This window comes from Streptomyces sp. V2I9, from assembly GCF_030817475.1.
Lineage (GTDB): Bacteria > Actinomycetota > Actinomycetes > Streptomycetales > Streptomycetaceae > Streptomyces.
Genome location: NZ_JAUSZJ010000002.1, coordinates 2,559,659 through 2,577,342, shown reverse-complemented (window position 1 = coordinate 2,577,342; position 17,684 = coordinate 2,559,659). Strand labels below are relative to the sequence as shown.

At 72.2% G+C, this 17,684-nt stretch carries 11 protein-coding genes and 1 pseudogene; 5 read left to right on the top strand and 7 right to left on the bottom strand.

Annotation, left to right across the window (positions count from 1 at the left end; translation table 11 throughout):
• Positions 1–14: 14 nt before the first annotated feature.
• The 4 genes and pseudogenes from QFZ71_RS11200 to QFZ71_RS11185 all read right to left on the bottom strand — a co-directional run.
• Positions 15–419 (bottom strand): annotated as a pseudogene (locus QFZ71_RS11200) (roadblock/LC7 domain-containing protein); the annotation flags it as partial.
• 114 nt (positions 420–533) lie between these two features.
• Positions 534–2,645 (bottom strand): ATP-binding protein, encoded by a 2,112-nt coding sequence (locus QFZ71_RS11195; protein ID WP_307668104.1) that lies wholly within the window; start codon positions 2,643–2,645, stop codon positions 534–536.
• Positions 2,646–3,220: 575 nt separating this feature from the next.
• On the bottom strand, positions 3,221–3,340 hold the full coding sequence (locus tag QFZ71_RS11190; protein WP_307671412.1) for a DUF397 domain-containing protein: 120 nt from the start codon (positions 3,338–3,340) through the stop codon (positions 3,221–3,223).
• Positions 3,303–4,247, bottom strand: coding sequence for a helix-turn-helix transcriptional regulator (locus tag QFZ71_RS11185; protein WP_307668103.1), 945 nt, complete (start codon positions 4,245–4,247; stop codon positions 3,303–3,305). Before QFZ71_RS11185 ends, QFZ71_RS11190 begins: the two co-directional genes overlap by 38 nt.
• A gap of 138 nt (positions 4,248–4,385) precedes the next feature.
• Here QFZ71_RS11185 and QFZ71_RS11180 point away from each other — a divergent pair, with 138 nt between their 5' ends.
• The gene (locus QFZ71_RS11180) at positions 4,386–4,949 is read left to right on the top strand and encodes an ATP-binding protein (protein WP_307668102.1); all 564 of its coding nucleotides are present in this window, start codon (positions 4,386–4,388) and stop codon (positions 4,947–4,949) included.
• Here QFZ71_RS11180 and QFZ71_RS11175 read toward each other — a convergent pair.
• Together QFZ71_RS11175 and QFZ71_RS11170 are read right to left on the bottom strand one after the other, a co-directional pair.
• On the bottom strand, positions 4,939–5,337 hold the full coding sequence (locus tag QFZ71_RS11175) for a VOC family protein (RefSeq protein ID WP_307668101.1): 399 nt from the start codon (positions 5,335–5,337) through the stop codon (positions 4,939–4,941). The genes QFZ71_RS11180 and QFZ71_RS11175 overlap by 11 nt on opposite strands.
• Positions 5,338–5,383: 46 nt before the next feature.
• Complete coding sequence (locus tag QFZ71_RS11170) at positions 5,384–6,970, bottom strand: MFS transporter (protein WP_307671411.1); 1,587 nt, start codon at positions 6,968–6,970, stop codon at positions 5,384–5,386.
• Positions 6,971–7,914: 944 nt separating this feature from the next.
• On the opposite strand from QFZ71_RS11170, the gene QFZ71_RS11165 reads away from it, so the two are divergent.
• Positions 7,915–8,703: an ABC transporter ATP-binding protein gene (locus QFZ71_RS11165; RefSeq protein ID WP_307668100.1), complete on the top strand. Its 789-nt coding sequence runs from the start codon at positions 7,915–7,917 to the stop codon at positions 8,701–8,703.
• Positions 8,700–11,285 carry an ABC transporter permease gene (locus QFZ71_RS11160; RefSeq protein WP_307668099.1) on the top strand — a complete coding sequence of 862 codons (2,586 nt, stop codon included), beginning with the start codon at positions 8,700–8,702 and terminating at the stop codon, positions 11,283–11,285. The genes QFZ71_RS11165 and QFZ71_RS11160 overlap by 4 nt, the downstream gene beginning before the upstream one ends.
• A 290-nt stretch (positions 11,286–11,575) precedes the next feature.
• Here the strand turns inward: QFZ71_RS11160 and QFZ71_RS11155 are convergent, their stop codons facing one another.
• Entirely contained in the window at positions 11,576–12,580 is a 1,005-nt protein-coding gene (locus QFZ71_RS11155) for a helix-turn-helix transcriptional regulator (protein WP_307668098.1), read from the bottom strand.
• A 710-nt stretch (positions 12,581–13,290) separates the two neighbouring features.
• On the opposite strand from QFZ71_RS11155, the gene mfd reads away from it, so the two are divergent.
• Entirely contained in the window at positions 13,291–16,824 is a 3,534-nt protein-coding gene (mfd, locus tag QFZ71_RS11150) for a transcription-repair coupling factor (protein WP_307668097.1), read from the top strand.
• A gap of 354 nt (positions 16,825–17,178) precedes the next feature.
• Positions 17,179–17,613: a VOC family protein gene (locus QFZ71_RS11145; protein ID WP_307668096.1), complete on the top strand. Its 435-nt coding sequence runs from the start codon at positions 17,179–17,181 to the stop codon at positions 17,611–17,613.
• Positions 17,614–17,684 lie beyond the last annotated feature (71 nt).

Here is a 17,684-nt window from a genome sequence, read left to right as displayed (position 1 = left end):
CGGCGTGCGGTGAAGCCGGGCGCGGCGGCGCGGGGTGCGGCGCGCAGGTGTTCGCCGATCTGCTCGACCATCTGCGTCATCTGGTTCCCCACGATGCTGGGATCGGCCTCCTCGGTGGCGATGACGGCCAGATGCGCGCCCTCACCGGCTTCGACGATGAAGAGCAGGCCGCCGTGGAACTCGGTCATCGAGTGGCGTACGCCGCCGGAGCCGTCGCCGAACTCGATGGAGGCGCCCTGCGCGAGCGCCTGCATGCCCGAGCAGATGGCCGCCAGTTGGTCGGCCTGGTCGAGTGTGAGGTGCTCGCTCCAGCAGAGCTTGAGCCCGTCACGGGACAGGGCCAGGGCGTGCCGCGTTCCGGGGGTCTGATCGAGCAGCCTCTGCAGAAGCCAGGTGAGGCTGTTGTCTGTGGTCTGCATGATGAGTGACGGGACCGTGACGCCGGCGACCGGCCGACGGCCCGTACCTCCAATCTCGGATGATCGAGCGTGCGCGTCCGGTGGACCGGACACCCTGCGGATGGGCGCTCCGGGCTACGGCGCGGAGGGAGGCGGCGTGACGGTCCCGGCATCCGGACGGCTGAGGGGCCGGGCGTCCGGCCCCCCGTCGCCCTCCGGCTCGCCGGAGGGCCGGGTGGTACCGCCGCCGGGGCGGGTGACCCGGTTTTCCGGCTCTCCACCGGCGCTGCCGGGCCGCCGGGCCCGGTGGAAGGCCCCGAACTGCTCGCCCGCGCTGCGGGGAGGGGTGGCCCGCGGTGTGTCGCCCCGCAGGTCCGCCGGGGTGGTGGGTGCGGGTGCTCCCCGATGGCGGCCGCGTTCACGCTCGGCCTCGCCCATGGTGCGGCCGGGCGTGCGGACGGGCAGACCGCCGGGGGTGGAGGCCGCCGCCGGACGGGGAGCCGCCGGCCGCTCTGCCTCACGCGGGCGGAACACCAGCCGGTCGTCGGCGGGCACGGGGGACGGCGGCGGAACGGAGGGCGGGGTGACGGACGGCGGGCCGACGGGTACGGGGGCCGGGCCCCGGGCGGCTCGCTGGTGGAGCCCCTGGCCGGGCGTCCGGGCCGGTCCCGGATCGACCCCGTGGGCGGGCGTACGCGAGGGGTACGAGGCCGGCGGGGGCGCGGCGTCCGGCAGGGCAGGCGTCGCGGCCGCGGAGCCCGCGACGCCGGAGGCATCCGGCAGCGCGGGCGTGGGCGCGGGATCGGAGACCGGCGCGGGCGTGGGCACCGGCGATGGCGCGGTGGGGGCCGCGCCCGCGGTGGCGGTGGCTTCCCGGAGGCTCGGGGCCGGGTGGCTGTCGCGGGCCTCCTGGGCGATCAGGTGCCTGGGCAGCAGGACGACCACGCCGGTGCCGCCCCGCGAGGACGGCCGGTAGTTGACGCTGATGCGGTGCTTGAGTGCGAGCCGTCCCACCACGGCGAGGCCGAGCCGCGTGCCCTGGAGGGTCCCGAGGTCGGTCATCCGCCCGGCGACCGAGTCCGCCGCGCGGCGCATCGCCGCTTCGGCCATCTTGAGCCCGCTGTCCTCGATGGTGACGACGACTCCGGTGCCGCGCTCCTCGACGTAGACGTGCACCTCGTCGATGGGCGGCGAGAAGTTCGCGGCGTTGTCCATGAGTTCGGCGAGCAGGTGCATCACGCCTTCGGCGGCGAAGCCGGCGATGGAGACGGTGGACGAGCAGTGCAGCCGTACCCGCTGATAGGCGGCGATACGGCCGACCGCACCGCGCAGGATGCTCTCCATCACGATCGGCCGGTTCCAGGCGCGGCTGGGGCGTCCGCCCATCAGCAGCGCCAGCCGGTCGGTCATCAGCCCGAGCTGCGAGGTGCTGTGGTCCAGCTTCAGCAGGTCCCCGAACACCTCTTCGCCGTGACGTTCCTGCATGCTGCGCAGATCGGCGAGCATGCTGACGGATTTGGCCTGGACGCGGCTGAGCGCCTTGGCCGACGCGGTCTGCGCCGCGAGGGCACGGCGTTCGCTGAGCGCGAGCTCCCGGAGCACGGCCTCGACGGACGCGCGCAGCAGCGGTTGCTCCGGCAGGTACACCTCGGCCTGCACCGTGGCGCCGGACTCGCCCTCGCGGAGCCGGGCGACGGCGGTCGGCAGCGTGTCGCGGGTGAACCGCTCCACCTCGGAGGTCAGCGCGTGCAGTTCCTCGCGGAGCCGCGCGTTCTCCGCGCCCATCTCGTCGTGGACCCGCGTGCTGTCGGTGCGCAGCGCGGCGGTCTGCCGCTCCTGCTCCTCGACGGTCGTCGCGAGGGCGTGCAGGAGTTTGCGGTGCCGGGGGACGCGCGGCAGCGGGATCCGGCCGAGCGCGTCGGTGGCCTTCACTCCGCCGCGTACCAGCTGGATCAGGGCGGGCAGCGCCACGTCGGCGGTGTGCGCGGTGTCCGTTTCGAGCGCGGACAGCGACGACTTGAGCCGCTCGGCCTCCTCGGACCGGGCCGTGGCGGCGCGCTGGGCCCGACGGGTGCCGGAGTGGGCGGCGGCGAGCGTGACGGCCAGGACCACCCAGGCGGTGAGCACCACCATGACCGCCCAGCCGCGCGCCCCGGACGGTGCCAGGGCCACGGCCACGGCTCCGGCGACGGCGGTCACGGACAGCGTGGCCACAAGGGGTGCCATCGCCGCTTTCGGCGCGTTCATCGGCTGCCGCCGCCTCTGACTGGCTGGTACGGGTTTCGGCATGGATGCGGTCCCTCAGATCTGCCGAGCGGAAGGTAGGCGAAACTGTGCGGCCGCCCCGGAAAGGTCCGGATCACCTGGCGAATCGGAATCGGAATCGGATTCGGAGTAAGCGGAAGCGACCTTTCCTGTCAGGGGTTGACCACATCGTAGACATGCTCACGCGACGGATGACGCGGTCGACGCCCCAGTCCGTAGGCAGAGTGATTTTGACGAGAAGAGGCCAGCGGCTTGCGGCTGTTGTGGTATTTGCGAGGCGTGGCCACGATGTCGGGGCACCGGGCGGGAATAGGCGCCCGGCGCATGGCCGGGGCATATACGGTGCGCCCGACGTGCGGCCATCATGAGGCTTCCGCGCGGAAGCGCCCACACGGAGATGCGGCGCTGAGGAATTCTTTTCGGTCAATCTGAAAGGCGTGCCGGAGCATATCGGTCGGCGTCGCGGCGTCGATACCTCCGTAAGAGCACCGGCATGTGCACGGTGACACCAGTCAGCGCGTCGGCGCCCGTCCTTCGGGGAGGACGCCGGGAACGCGTCAGCGAACGACGGTGCCCGCGATGAAGGCGGTCCAGGCGGTGCTGGTCAGGACGAGGGCGGGGCCGTGGGGGTTCTTGCTGTCACGGACGGGGACGACGCCGGGGAATCCGTCCGCCACCTGCACGCAGTCGCCGCCCTCCTCGTTGCTGTAGCTGCTGCTGCGCCAGGCGGCGGCGGTCAGATCGTGACGGGATACTCGCTGCACGGTAATCGGCCTCCAGCACGGATCGGATCAGATCGAGCGACATCAGCGGTGGCAGCGCCATCGCCGTGAGGTGATGGTAGGTCAGGGCGAACTGTTCGACCTCCTCCGGCTCCTCGGTCAACTGGCCGTGGTGGGCTCCTTCCGTGTAGGCGATCTCGGCGCCGTCCGGCATCACCAGCACGGAGAGGGAGCCGGCCAGCGCGCCGTGCGCGCCCTGGTCGAACGGCAGCACCTGAACGGTGATGTTGGGCTCCTCCGCCATCCTGAGCAGCTTCTCCAACTGGCCGCGCATCACCGCAGCTCCGCCGACCGGCCGCCGGAGCACGGCCTCGTCGAGGACGACCCACAGCTCCGGCCGGTCCGGGCCGGTGAGCCGCACCTGGCGGTCGAGCCGGGCCGCGACGCGCTCCTCCAGGTGCTCGGCGTCCCGCAGGGAGTGGCCCATGCTCAGCAGGACCCGTGCGTACTCGGGCGTCTGCAACAGGCCGGGCACGGCGTGCGAGGAGTACTGGCGGATCACCTTCGCGCGGGCGGAGTACGCGATGAACGCCTGCGACCAGTCCGGGAACGCCTCCCGGTGCACGTACGGCCAGAGGTCGATCAGTAACTCGTCCGCCACCAACTCCCGGTCCAGGACACGGGTCAGCTCCAGCGTGGGCTTCGCGCCGGTCGCGCGTTCGAGCTGGGCGATCCGGCTGCCCACCACGTGGGCGAGCACGCCCACTTCGGTCTGGGTGAGTCCGGCCGCGATGCGCAGCTTGCGCAGACGTGATCCGAAGAGGGCAGCCATGGAGGACTGCGGGTCAATTGCTTTGGCCATGGGGTTACTTCCGATTCTTACGGCCCGCACGGTAAGGCGCTGTCATCTTCCGAGGCTAGGACGCGCCGCCGACTCTTGAGTACGGAACGTCACGCGACCCGCACGTGTGGGTGACGTGAGAAGGAGTCGAGCGAGCGGATGACCGGCATGAGCGGCAAGAGGGCGACCACGGCGGAGAGCGCGGAGTGCGCGGAGTGCGGGGCGAAGGGCGGGGCGAAGGGCGGAGGGAACAAGAAGGCCCGGCCCGCCCGGCGCGGCTTCGGGCTGACCGCCAACGGATACGGGTGCCTGTCGCGGCAGTTCCCCTCGACGCCACGGGGAGCGCGGCTCGCCCGCCGTACGGTGGTCCGGCAGCTCGACCAGTGGGGGTTCGGCCCCCTGTCGGACGCGTCGTGCTCGGTGGCCCTGGTGGTGGCGGAGCTGGCCGCGAACGCGGTGTGTCACGGCCGGCTGCGGGGCCGGAACTTCCACCTGCGGGTGGACTACGAGGGCCCCGCGAGCCGTTTCCGCATCGAGGTCTCGGACGCCGTGCTCGGCCGGGTCCCCGAGCAGCCGGCGCTGCCCGAGGACGACCAGGAGTCGGGGCGCGGCCTCTTCCTGGTGGAGAGCGTGGCGACGCGGTGGGGGTGGGAGTCCAGGAACCCGATCGGGAAGACGGTGTGGGCGGAGGTGGCGGCCGCCCTGCCCGGTGCTACGGCGTGACCGCCGTCTGCATGATCTGGATCAGGTTCCCGCAGGTGTCGTCCAGGACCGCGAGCGTGACCGGGCCCGCCTCCAGCGGCTCCCGGGTGAACCGCACACCGAGCTTGCTCAGCCGCTCGAACTCCGCCCGTACGTCGTCCACGGCGAAGGCGGTGGCCGGGATGCCGTCCTTGACCAGGGCCGTCGTGTACGGCTTGGCGGCGGGGTGCTTGTCCGGCTCCAGGAGGAGTTCGGTGCCCTCGGGGTCCTCCGGCGAGACCACGGTCAGCCAGCGGTCCTCGCCGCCGAGCGGGACGTCGTGCTTCTTCCGGAAGCCGAGGACGTCCGTGTAGAAGCGCAGGGCCTTCTCCTGGTCGTCGACGAAGACGCTGGTCAGGGTGATCCTCATGGGTGCTCTCCGGTACGTCGGGTCGGGCCGCGGGCCGGGGGCGTGCTCAGGGGGCCCCGGTACTCCGATCCTGGCACGGGTCCCGGCGGGGAGCAGCCTCAGCCGTTCCGGCGGGGCCGGCCGCCCCGGCGGAGCCGGTCGTTTCCGCGGGGCCGACCGTTTCGGCCGGGGCGGGCGTTTCGGCCGGCTCCGTGATGACCGGGAAGCGGCGCGGGGCGAGGGTGATCAGGGCGAGCAGGGCCAGGACCGCCGCTCCGGCGGCCCCGACGTGGACGAGGTCCACCGCCGCGTCCACCGACCGGCGCAGGTACTCCGCCGCCGCCGGCGAGACGGCGTCCGGGTCCTCCAGCGCGCGGGCCACCGCGTCCAGGTCGTCGGGGAGACCGTCCACCGGGGCGTCGAGGAGGCGGGCGGCCAGGACGCCGTTGGCGACGGCCCCGAAGAGCGCCGCACCGATGCTCTGGCCGACCTGGCGGCAGAAGAGGACCGACGCCGTCGTCGTCCCGCGCTCCGCCCAGCCGACCGTCGACTGGACGCCCACGATCAGGGGGAGCTGGAACAGGCCGAGGGCCGCGCCGAGCAGGAGCATCAGCAGCGCGGGGTGCCAGGCCGCGCCGGGGTAGGGGAGGAGCGGGAAGGCCAGCAGGATCAGCAGGGCCGCGCCCATCCCGATGATCGCGGTCCGGCGGAAGCCGATCCGGTTGTAGACCCGATCGGAGAGGGCCGCCGATACGGGCCAGCTCAGCGTCATCACGGAGAGCACGAACCCGGCCGCTATCGGACCGAGCCCCAGCACCGACTGGGCGTACGTCGGCAGGAAGACGGTCGGCGCGACCATCAGCAGCCCCATCGCACCGAGCGCCAGGTTGACCGAGGCGATGGTCCGCCGGCGCCACACCCAGCCCGGAATGACCGGCTCCGAGGCCCGCCGCTCGATGACGACGGTGAGCGCCGCCAGGACCGCGCTCGCCCCGAACAGGCCGAGCGAGGGCGCCGAGAGCCACGGCCAGGCCACGCCGCCCTGGACGAGCGCCGTGAGCAGCAGTGCCCCGGTCGCGAAGACGGCGAGCGCGCCCGCCCAGTCCACGCGTGGGCGGACGGCCGGGCGCGGGCGGGCGGGCTCCTGGAGGTGGCGGGCGACCAGCCAGAGGGCGACCGCCCCGACCGGGAGGTTGATCAGGAAGATCCACCGCCAGTCGGCGTACCCGGCGAGCAGCCCGCCGGCCACCGGTCCCGCGACCGAGGACGTCGCCCACACCGTGGACAACTTCGCCTGGATGCGCGGCCGTTCCCTGAGCGGGTAGAGGTCGGCCGCGATCGTCTGGATCGTGCCCTGGAGCGCGCCGCCGCCCAGGCCCTGGACGATCCGGAAGGCGATGAGCGCGGCCATGCTCCAGGCGGCCGCGCAGAGGAGGGAGCCGACCAGGAAGAGGACGATCCCGGCGATCAGGACCGGCTTGCGGCCGAAGGTGTCGGAGAGCTTCCCGTAGAGGGGGAGGGTGACGGTGACGGCGAGCAGGTAGCCGGAGAAGAGCCAGGAGAAGACGGTGAAGCCGCCGAGGTCGCCGACGATCTGGGGGACGGCGGTGGAGACGATGGTCCCGTCGATGGCGGCCAGCGCCATGCCGAGCATGAGCGCCGCCACGACCGGGCGGCGGCCCCGGGGTGTGGTGGTGGCGGGGGGACCGGGGGACACGGCCCTGTCTGCTTCCGCCTCCGGGACCGCGGTGGTGCCGGGGGCGGCGGCGTCTGCGGCGGAGTCGGCGGTCGTGCCGGAGCCCGCGTGCGCTTCCGCGTCCGCGGCTTCTTCCGGGGTCGCGCTCGCGATTGTGCCGGGGCCGGGGCCGGGGCGGCGGTCGAGGCCGGGGTCGAGGTGGCGGTCGAGGTCGGGGCCGGGGTCGGGGCGGCGGCCGGGGCGTGAGGCGGGGCGGGTGCCCGACCCCGTGCCCGTGGCGGTGTCCGTATCCGTACCGCTGCCCGACTCCGTATTCGTACCGGTGCCCGAACCCGTGCCCGTATCCGCACCCGTGCCTGTCTCCGCGCCGCCGGCGTCGGCCTCGCTTCTGCCGTTCGTGCCGTCCACCGGGTTTCCTTCCCTATGCACCTATCTCCCGGACGCACTGTCTCATCCGGGCGGGCGGGAGGGGAGGGGGTGGCGGCGGGCCGGGCGGTGACGGGAGTGCGGGGGGAGGGGTCTCGGCAGCTCCGGGGCGTGCCGGGGGCGGGTTCCCGGCGGGACGTCGGCGGACGCTTCCGCTCCGGTTCGGCCGGTCGTCCCGTACGGCGTCGCGCTCTCCCCGACCGTGCCCCTGACCCGGTGTCCGCCGGAAGGACGATTCCCCTAGGGGGCGCCCCCTCATGGCGGCCAGGGCCCGTTCCTCCCGGCGGAGGACGTGGCGGCGGGGGGCGCTTCCTTAACCTTTTCCTACGTCGCCGCTACGGCTCACCGCAGGGGGGCGGGTAGGGAAAACCCCACCCGAAGACTGCGCTGAGCACCATCGCGCCGGGCACGGTCCCGAACTCAGAATCGGACCGTACCCGAAGACGTCAGTCATCGACCGACCATAGGAGTAGACCGTGACAACGGCTGTGACCATTCCCAGGCACGGGGGCACTGGAGGGCGTACGGCCGTTGCGGCACGAGCGCGGCAGGTCGTCAAGGCGTACGGCACCGGCGAGACCCGCGTCGTCGCGCTCGACCATGTCGATGTGGACATCGCCCGCGGGCAGTTCACCGCGATCATGGGGCCGTCCGGCTCCGGCAAGTCGACCCTGATGCACTGCCTGGCCGGACTGGACACGGTGACGTCGGGCGAGATCTTCCTCGACGAGACCGAGATCACCCAGCTGAAGGACAAGAAGCTCACCCAACTCCGGCGTGACCGGATCGGGTTCATCTTCCAGGCGTTCAACCTGCTCCCGACGCTCAACGCGATCGAGAACATCACGCTGCCGATGGACATCGCCGGCCGCAAGCCCGACGCCGCCTGGCTCCAGCAGGTCGTGGAGACGGTCGGGCTCGCCGATCGCCTCAAGCACCGCCCCACCCAGCTCTCCGGCGGCCAGCAGCAGCGTGTCGCCGTCGCCAGAGCGCTCGCCGCCCGGCCGGAGATCATCTTCGGTGACGAGCCCACCGGGAACCTGGACTCCCGCGCCGGGGCCGAAGTCCTCTCCTTCCTCCGCACGTCGGTCGACGAGCTGGGCCAGACCATCGTCATGGTCACCCACGACCCCGTCGCCGCCTCGTACGCGGACCGGGTGCTGTATCTCGCCGACGGCTCCATCGTCGACGAGATGTACAACCCGACCGCCGACCAGGTCCTCGACCGCATGAAGCACTTCGACGCGCGTGGGCGGACGTCATGACCGTATGGAAGACCTCGGTGCGCAACTTCCTCGCGCACAAGGGCCGCATGGCCCTCTCCGCCGTGGCGGTGCTGCTCTCCGTCGCGTTCGTCTGCGGGACCCTGGTGTTCACCGACACGATGAACACCACCTTCGACAAGCTCTTCGCCATCTCCTCGCCCGACGTCACCGTCAGCCCGAAGGAGGCCGAGGAGGCCGATGAGCAGCCGGACAACGGCAAACCGGCCTCGCTGCCCGCCTCCCTGGTCCGGCAGGTCGAGAAGGTCGAGGGGGTGGAGCGGGCCGAGGGCGCCGCGTTCTCCCTCGCGGTCACCGTGGTCGACGCCGACAACAAGAACATGGGCTCCCAGACCGGCGCCCCCACCATCGCGAGCAACTGGACCAGGAACGACCTGCGCTCGATGGAGATCACCTCCGGCCACGCACCGCGAGGCCCCACCGAGGTGATGGTCGACGCCGACACGGCGAAGAAGCACAAGCTGGAGCTCGGCGACGAGCTGCGCACCATCGCCGCCACCGGTGACCTCAAGGCGAAGATCAGCGGCATCGCGGCCTTCACCGTCACCAACCCGGGCGCGGCCGTCGTCTACCTCGACACCGCCACCGCGCAGAAGCACCTGCTGGGCGCGCCTGGCGTCTTCACCCAGATCCTGGTGACCGCCGAGAGCGGTGTCAGCGACACCCAGCTCAAGAAGAACGTGGCCGCCGCCCTCGACGGCTCCGCCGCGTACAAGCTCCAGACCCAGGAGGAGGCGGCCGCCGCCAACAAGGACTCCATGGGCGCCTTCCTGGACGTCATGAAGTACGCGATGCTCGGCTTCGCCGGGATCGCCTTCCTCGTCGGCATCTTCCTCATCGTCAACACCTTCTCGATGCTGGTCGCCCAGCGGACCCGCGAGATCGGCCTGATGCGGGCCATCGGCTCCAGCCGCAAGCAGGTCAACCGTTCCGTGCTGGTGGAGGCGGTCCTCCTCGGCATCGTCGGCTCCGTCCTCGGTGTCGCCGCCGGCGTCGGGCTCGCCGTCGGGCTGATGAAGCTGATGGGCGCCGTGGGCATGGAGCTGTCCACCAGGGACCTCACCGTCGCCTGGACGACCCCGGTGCTCGGACTCCTGCTCGGTGTCGTCGTCACCGTCCTCGCCGCGTACATACCGGCGCGGCGGGCCGGCAAGGTCTCCCCGATGGCCGCGCTGCGCGATGCCGGGACGCCCGCGGACGGCCGGTCCGGCCGGGTCAGGGCGGTGGTCGGCCTGCTCCTGACGGCCGTCGGCGGCGCCGCCCTGTGGGTGACCACCCGGGCGGACAAGGCCACCGAAGGCTCGATGTACCTCGCCGTCGGCGTGCTGCTGACCCTGATCGGCTTCATCGTGATCGGTCCGCTTCTGGCCGGTGTCGTGGTGCGCGCCCTGAGCGTTGTCGTCCTGCGTCTCTTCGGCCCGGTCGGCCGGCTGGCCGAGCGCAACGCCTTGCGCAACCCCCGTCGTACGGGAGCGACCGGAGCCGCCCTGATGATCGGGCTCGCGCTGGTCGCCTGCCTCTCGGTGGTCGGGTCCTCCATGGTGGCCTCGGCCACGGAGGAGCTCGACAAGTCGGTCGGCGCGGACTTCATCGTCCAGGACGGCGGCACCGGCCGCCCGATCGTGCCGCAGGCCGCCGACGCCGTGCGCGCCGTGCCCGGCCTGGAGCACGTGACGGACTACGCCTACTTCCAGGCGAAGATCACCGCCCCGAGCGGGAAGACCGAGGACGACGGGATCGTCGCCGCGGACCCGACGTACCAGCAGGACGTCCGACGCACGGTGCTCTCCGGCGATCTGGCGAAGGCGTACGGGAAGAACGCCATGTCGGTCGGCGAAGACTACGCGAAGAAGCACGGGGTCGAGGTCGGTGACACGATGACCGTCGCCTTCAAGGGGGGCAGGACCGCGAAGCTCACCGTCGCCGCCGTCACCTCCGACGACACCAATATCGACCGCGGTGCGATGTACGCCAACCTCACCACGGCGGCCTCCTACGTCCCGGCCGACCGGATGCCGCAGAACGTGGCCATGTTCGCCAAGGCCGAGGAGGGCAAGGAGAAGGAGGCGTACGCGGGCCTCAAGACCGCCCTCGCGGAGTACCCGGTCTACACGGTGCAGAACCAGGCCGATTTCAAGGAGACGCTCAAGGACCAGGTCGGCCAGCTGCTGAACATCGTGTACGGCCTGCTCGCCCTGGCGATCGTCGTGGCGATCCTCGGTGTGGTGAACACCCTCGCCCTCTCCGTGGTGGAGCGGACCCGTGAGATCGGCCTGATGCGCGCCATCGGGCTTTCCCGCCGCCAGTTGCGCCGCATGATCCGCCTGGAGTCCGTGGTCATCGCCCTCTTCGGGGCCCTGCTGGGCCTCGGACTCGGGATGGGCTGGGGCGCCGCCGCCCAGAAGCTCCTGGCCCTGGAGGGGTTGGAGGTCCTGGACATCCCGTGGCCGACGATCCTCACGGTCTTCGCCTGCTCGGCGCTGGTCGGGCTGTTCGCCGCGCTCGTCCCTGCCTTCCGGGCGGGCCGGATGAACGTCCTGAACGCCATTGCGACCGACGGCTGAACCGGCACGTTCCTCCCGCCAGGGGGCGCCCTCCCGCCAGGGGGCGCCCTCCCGCCAGGGGACACCTCCCGGCGGGGGCGCACCCCCTGGCGGGGCACGCTCTCCCGGCAGGGGCGCCCTCCTGGCGGGGGTGCCCCCTGCCGGGAGGGTGGCCCCGTAGGATGACGGCAGGCTCCGGGACGTTCCTCCAAACGTCCCGGAGCCGACCTGTTCCCGGAGCCGATCTGTTCCCCGCCCCGCCATGGTTCTGCTCCGGCCTCGTCGTGCGCGCCGGGACCGGCCCCCGGCCCTCAGATCCAGCCGCGTTCGCGGGCCAGGAGCGCGGCCTGCGCCCGGCTTGCCGCACCGAGTGTCTGCATCAGGTCGGCGACATGCCGCCGGTAGGTCCGCACCGACACCCCCAACTCCCGCGCGCCCGCCTCGTCCTTGCCCACCGTGCACATCGACACGAGCACCCGCCGTACGATCCCGGAGGGGCGGGAGGCCGCAGTGTCCCCCTGTCCCACGGAGCCGCCCGCGCGGGCCAGGTCGTCCGCCTGATCCCAGATGTGTTCGAACAGGGAGATGACGTTGGACACCAGGCCGCTGCGGTGGGCGAGGAGCGCCCCCCGCGAGGTGTCGCGCGGGTCCAGCGGGACGAGCGCGGCCCGGCGGTCGTAGACGAGGAGCCGCTCCGTGGTGTCCGCCGTCACCCGGATCGCCGCCCCGTGCTCGGCCAGCTCCCGGAGATAGGCGGCGGTCGGCGGGTCTTGGAGCGCCGCGCTGGAGACGACGTTGCGGATCCGGACCCCGCGCCGCAGACAGCGGAGGTCCAGCGGGCGGGAGCGGGCGATGTTCTCCGCCGACAGCCGGGTGTACGGCTCCACGGAGAGGATCTCGTCCCGTGCGAAGAACGCGAGGTCGTCGATCCGGTGGTGGACCTGGGCGAGCCCTTCCAGTTGCTCGATGCCCTGCGGAGGGGGCGTACGGGCCCCCTGCTCCGCGCGTAGACCATCAATGACGTGCCGCGATCCGGTGACACGCTGGACCTCCTGCTGGAGCGCGTGGAGCCGGATGTCCACCAGCCGGCTGATGGCCACCTCGGGGTCGGCCGGGAAGATCCGCCGCTCCGCGTCCTCGGCGTGCAGCAGTCCCAGTTCCTGGAGCCGGGCGATCCGGGCGCCGGTCTCCCGTGGCCGGGAGAGCAGCAGGAGGGGGAGGGAGTCGGCGCGTGTGCCGGGGTTGCGCAGGAAGTGCCGGTAGATCTCTTCCTCGGCCTCCGGGACCCCGAAGACAGACATCCCGTTCTCGTCCACGTACGCCCCCGATGCCTGGTGCCGTGGAGCTGTGCACCGAGGGGGATCGCCCCGCGCCGCTCGCCCCGGCCTCTGCCCGTTCCGCCCGTGCCGTTGACCGTGTCCGGTACCGCCTGGTGCGACGCGCCGGACCGCGCACCCGTACGCGTGCGCGCGGTCCCGCACGCGCGCGGGGCCATGTAACGGTCGGGCAAAGACTAGACGCTGGGGTCCCTCTTGTGAGGGTCCCCGACACAACTGTGTGCGGTGCGGAGATGAATGGTGCGCGACGGCCGGTGAGCGGCCGTCCCGGCACGACGGGCGGCGCGCCGCGGACGGTCCTGTCCGCCGAAGCGCGCACGGCAGGGGCGCGAAGCAGGCACGGCACGGGCGCGAGGCAGGCATGCCGCAGGCACGGCACGGGCGCGAGGCAGGCACGATGTGGGCGCGGCACAGGCGCGAGGCAGGCATGCCGCAGGCACGGCGCGAGCGGCGACCCGGGCGCGGCCCGGGTGGCGCCCCCCAGGGCGTGCCGCGGGTGGCGGCCCCGGCGCTTCGGGCGGGGCGAGGCCGTCGGCGGCCCCGGCCCACCCGTTGCGGGCGCGGCTGTCAGCCCCTGGCCGTACCCTGGAATTCACCCCGGCCCGTCTCACGTGTCGGGCCCTTCGCGTTGCTCGCCCGCCGGCAGCAGCCTGCTGCCGGTACCCCTTGATCACCCGGACGGAAACTTCATGAGTCTGCACGGTCTGCTGGATGTCGTCGTTACGGACCCGGCGCTCGCCGAGGCGGTGAAGGCCGCCGGGGACGGGCACCGGGCCCATGTCGACCTGGTGGGCCCGCCCGGCGCGCGGCCGTTCGCCGTGGCCGCGCTGGCCCGGCAGACCGGCCGCACCGTGCTGGCCGTCACCGCGACAGGGCGGGAGGCCGAGGACCTGGCCGCCGCCCTGCGCACCCTGCTGCCGCCGGACACGGTCGCGGAGTACCCCTCCTGGGAGACCCTGCCGCACGAACGGCTCTCACCGCGCTCGGACACCGTGGGCCGCCGCCTCGCCGTGCTGCGGCGCCTGGCCCACCCGCGCGAGGACGACCCGGAGACCGGCCCGGTCTCGGTCGTCGTCGCGCCGATCCGCTCCGTGCTCCAGCCGCAGGTCAAGGGGCTCGGCGAGTTGGAGCCGGTGAGTCTTGCGGGCGGCCAGGGCGCGGACCTGGGCGAGGTGGTGGACGCGCTGGCGGCCGCCGCCTACTCGCGGGTGGAACTGGTCGAGAAGCGCGGCGAGTTCGCCGTACGCGGCGGCATCCTGGACGTCTTCCCGCCGACCGAGGAGCACCCCCTCCGGGTGGAGTTCTGGGGCGACGAGGTCGAGGAGATCCGCTACTTCAAGATCGCCGACCAGCGGTCCCTGGAGGTCGCCGCGCACGGACTGTGGGCGCCGCCCTGCCGTGAGCTGCTGCTGACCGACCAGGTGCGGGAGCGGGCCGCGGCCCTCGCCGAGGCACACCCGGAGCTGGGCGAGCTGCTCGGCAAGATCGCGGAGGGCATCGCGGTCGAGGGCATGGAGTCCCTGGCCCCGGTCCTCGTCGACGAGATGGAGCTGCTGCTCGACGTCCTGCCGAAGGGTGCGATGGCGGTCGTCTGCGACCCGGAGCGGGTGCGGACGCGGGCGGCGGACCTGGTCGCCACGAGCCAGGAGTTCCTCCAGGCGTCGTGGGCGGCGAGCGCGGGCGGCGGCGAGGCCCCGATCGATGTCGGCGCGGCCTCGCTGTGGGGCATCGCGGACGTCCGGGACCGGGCCCGTGAGCTGGGGATGATGTGGTGGACGGTCTCCCCGTTCGCGGCCGACGCCGCCGACCACGACGACGACACCCTCCAGCTCTCGATGCGCGCCCCCGAGGCGTACCGGGGCGACACCGCCCGCGCGCTCGCCGACACCAAGGGCTGGCTGGCCGACGGCTGGCGCACGGTGTATGTCACGGAGGGCCAGGGACTCGCCTCCCGTACGGTCGAGGTGCTGAGCGGCGAGGGCATCGCGGCCCGGCTCGACGCGGACCTGGCCGAGATCACCCCGTCGCTGGTCCACGTCTCCTGCGGTGCCATCGACCAGGGCTTCGTGGACCCGGCGCTGAAGCTCGCCGTGCTCACCGAGACCGACCTGACCGGCCAGCGCACCGCCACCAAGGACCTCGGCCGGATGCCGGCCCGCCGCCGCAAGACGATCGACCCGCTGACGCTGGAGGTCGGCGACTACATCGTCCACGAGCAGCACGGTGTCGGCCGGTACGTGGAGATGGTGCAGCGCACGGTCCAGGGCGCGACCCGTGAGTACCTGCTGGTCGAGTACGCCCCGGCCAAGCGCGGCCAGCCCGGCGACCGCCTGTACATCCCGACCGACCAGTTGGAGCAGGTCACCAAGTACGTCGGTGGCGAGGCCCCGACGCTGCACCGGCTCGGCGGCGCGGACTGGACGAAGACGAAGCAGCGGGCGAAGAAGGCGGTCAAGGAGATCGCCGCCGACCTGATCAAGCTCTACTCCGCCCGGATGGCGGCCCCCGGCCACGCCTTCGGTGCGGACACCCCGTGGCAGCGGGAGCTGGAGGACGCCTTCCCGTACGCGGAGACGCCCGACCAGCTCTCCACGATCGCCGAGGTCAAGGAGGACATGGAGAAGACGGTCCCGATGGACCGGCTGATCTGCGGCGACGTCGGCTACGGCAAGACGGAGATCGCGGTCCGGGCGGCGTTCAAGGCGGTGCAGGACGGCAAGCAGGTGGCGGTCCTCGTGCCCACCACGCTCCTGGTCCAGCAGCACTACGGCACGTTCACCGAGCGCTACTCCCAATTCCCGGTCAACGTACGTGCGTTGAGTCGCTTCCAGTCCGAGTCGGAGTCCAAGGCGACGCTCGAAGGGCTCAAGGACGGTTCGGTCGACCTGGTCATCGGCACACACCGCCTGTTCTCCTCCGAGACGAAGTTCAAGGACCTCGGTCTGGTCATCGTGGACGAGGAGCAGCGGTTCGGCGTCGAGCACAAGGAGCAGCTGAAGAAGCTCCGCGCCAACGTGGACGTGCTCACGATGTCCGCGACCCCCATCCCCCGTACGCTCGAAATGGCGGTCACCGGCATCCGCGAGATGTCCACGATCACCACTCCGCCGGAGGAGCGCCACCCGGTCCTCACCTTCGTCGGCCCGTACGAGGAGAAGCAGATCGGCGCGGCGATCCGGCGTGAACTGCTGCGCGAGGGCCAGGTGTTCTACATCCACAACCGGGTCGAGTCCATCGACCGGGCCGCCGCCCGCCTGCGCGAGATCGTCCCCGAGGCGCGCATCGCCACGGCGCACGGCCAGATGTCCGAACAGGCCCTGGAGCAGGTGGTGGTGGACTTCTGGGAGAAGAAGTTCGACGTCCTGGTCTCGACGACGATCGTCGAATCGGGCATCGACATCTCCAACGCCAACACGCTGATCGTGGAGCGCGGCGACAACTTCGGCCTCTCCCAGCTGCACCAGCTGCGCGGCCGGGTGGGCCGTGGCCGCGACCGGGGCTACGCCTACTTCCTGTACCCCCCGGAGAAGCCGCTCACCGAGACCGCCCACGAGCGCCTCGCCACGATCGCCCAGCACACGGAGATGGGCGCGGGCATGTACGTGGCGATGAAGGACCTGGAGATCCGCGGGGCGGGCAACCTCCTCGGCGGCGAGCAGTCCGGCCACATCGCGGGCGTGGGCTTCGACCTGTACGTCCGCATGGTGGGCGAGGCGGTCGCGGACTACCGGGCCCAGATGGAGGGCGGCGTCGAGGAGGAGCCACCGCTGGAGGTCAAGATCGAGCTCCCGGTCGACGCGCACGTCCCGCACGACTACGCCCCCGGCGAGCGGCTGCGCCTCCAGGCGTACCGGGCGATCGCCTCGGCCTCCTCGGAGGACGACATCCGCGCGGTCCGCGAGGAGCTGACCGACCGCTACGGCCCCCTGCCCGAACCGGTCGAGAACCTCCTCCTGGTCGCCGGCCTGCGCATGCTGGCCCGCTCCTGCGGCGTCGGCGAGATCGTCCTCCAGGGCTCCAACATCCGTTTCGCCCCGGTGGAGTTGCGCGAATCCCAGGAACTGCGCCTGAAGCGCCTGCACCCCAAGGCCGTCATCAAACCGGCCGCCCACCAGATCCTGGTCCCGCGCCCGACGGCGGGCAGGATCGGCGGCAAGCCGGTCATCGGCCGGGAACTGCTGGCGTGGACGGGCGAGTTCCTGACGACGATCCTGGGCTCGTAGCTCGGGCAGGGCGTGAACGACCGGGCCCCGCAGGACATACGTGTCCGGCGGGGCCCGACGTGTACGGGCGATGCGGGCTACGGGACCAGGGGCGTTCACTCACCGGGCCGCAGTGGGTCGCCGCCGCCCCGATCTCCTCGTGCGGCCCCGGTGGGCAGCCGGGTGGGCCGGTGGGTGGTCGAGCCGTGCGGCAGGCGGCTGCACGCCCGGGGAGGCGGTGTTTCCGTGGCCTGTTCGATGCCATCACCTGGTGTCCGGTCCGGTCCAGGTTTCGGCAGGGTCGCCCCGATGTCCCGACGGCGCGGGGTTCCACCGGGGGAACGGGCGGCGGGACCCCCTTGGTACGGTGCGCCGATGTCAACGATCAAGCAGTTCCAAGTGACCTTCGACTGCGAGGAACCCGCGCGCCTCGCCGCCTTCTGGTGCGAGGTGCTGGGGTACGTCGTACCGACGGTTCCGGAGGGTTTCGCCACGTGGGAGGAGTACCACCGCTCGTTGCCGCCGGAGAAGCAGGTGGTCTACTTCGCGTGCGCCGATCCCTCGGGCGTGGGTCCGCGCGTGCTCTTCCAGCGGGTTCCCGAAGGCAAGGCCGTCAAGAACCGGCTGCATCTCGATGTGCGGGCCGGTACCGGACTCGTGGGTGAGGAGCGGCTCGCCACCCTGGAGGCCGAGTGCGCCCGACTGGTCGCGTTCGGCGCGGTACATGTGCGGACGTTGTTTGCCGACGACGAGAACGAGTCCTGCATCGTGATGCAGGACCCCGAGGGCAACGAGTTCTGCCTCGCCTGAGTCACCTGGGCCGCCTGAGTCGCCTGGGTCGACTGAGTCACCTGGCGGACGGTCCCCGACCGTCGTGGTGC

Bases quoted from the DNA above. Each gene is read 5' to 3' on its own strand.
- QFZ71_RS11195 (WP_307668104.1), bottom strand. From the start codon at position 2,645: ATGAACGCGCCGAAAGCGGCGATGGCACCCCTTGTGGCCACGCTGTCC.
- QFZ71_RS11185 (WP_307668103.1), bottom strand. From the start codon at position 4,247: ATGGCCAAAGCAATTGACCCGCAGTCCTCCATGGCTGCCCTCTTCGGA.
- QFZ71_RS11180 (WP_307668102.1), top strand. From the start codon at position 4,386: ATGACCGGCATGAGCGGCAAGAGGGCGACCACGGCGGAGAGCGCGGAG.
- QFZ71_RS11175 (WP_307668101.1), bottom strand. From the start codon at position 5,337: ATGAGGATCACCCTGACCAGCGTCTTCGTCGACGACCAGGAGAAGGCC.
- QFZ71_RS11170 (WP_307671411.1), bottom strand. From the start codon at position 6,970: ATGCTCGGCATGGCGCTGGCCGCCATCGACGGGACCATCGTCTCCACC.
- QFZ71_RS11160 (WP_307668099.1), top strand. From the start codon at position 8,700: ATGACCGTATGGAAGACCTCGGTGCGCAACTTCCTCGCGCACAAGGGC.
- mfd (WP_307668097.1), top strand. From the start codon at position 13,291: ATGAGTCTGCACGGTCTGCTGGATGTCGTCGTTACGGACCCGGCGCTC.
- QFZ71_RS11145 (WP_307668096.1), top strand. From the start codon at position 17,179: ATGTCAACGATCAAGCAGTTCCAAGTGACCTTCGACTGCGAGGAACCC.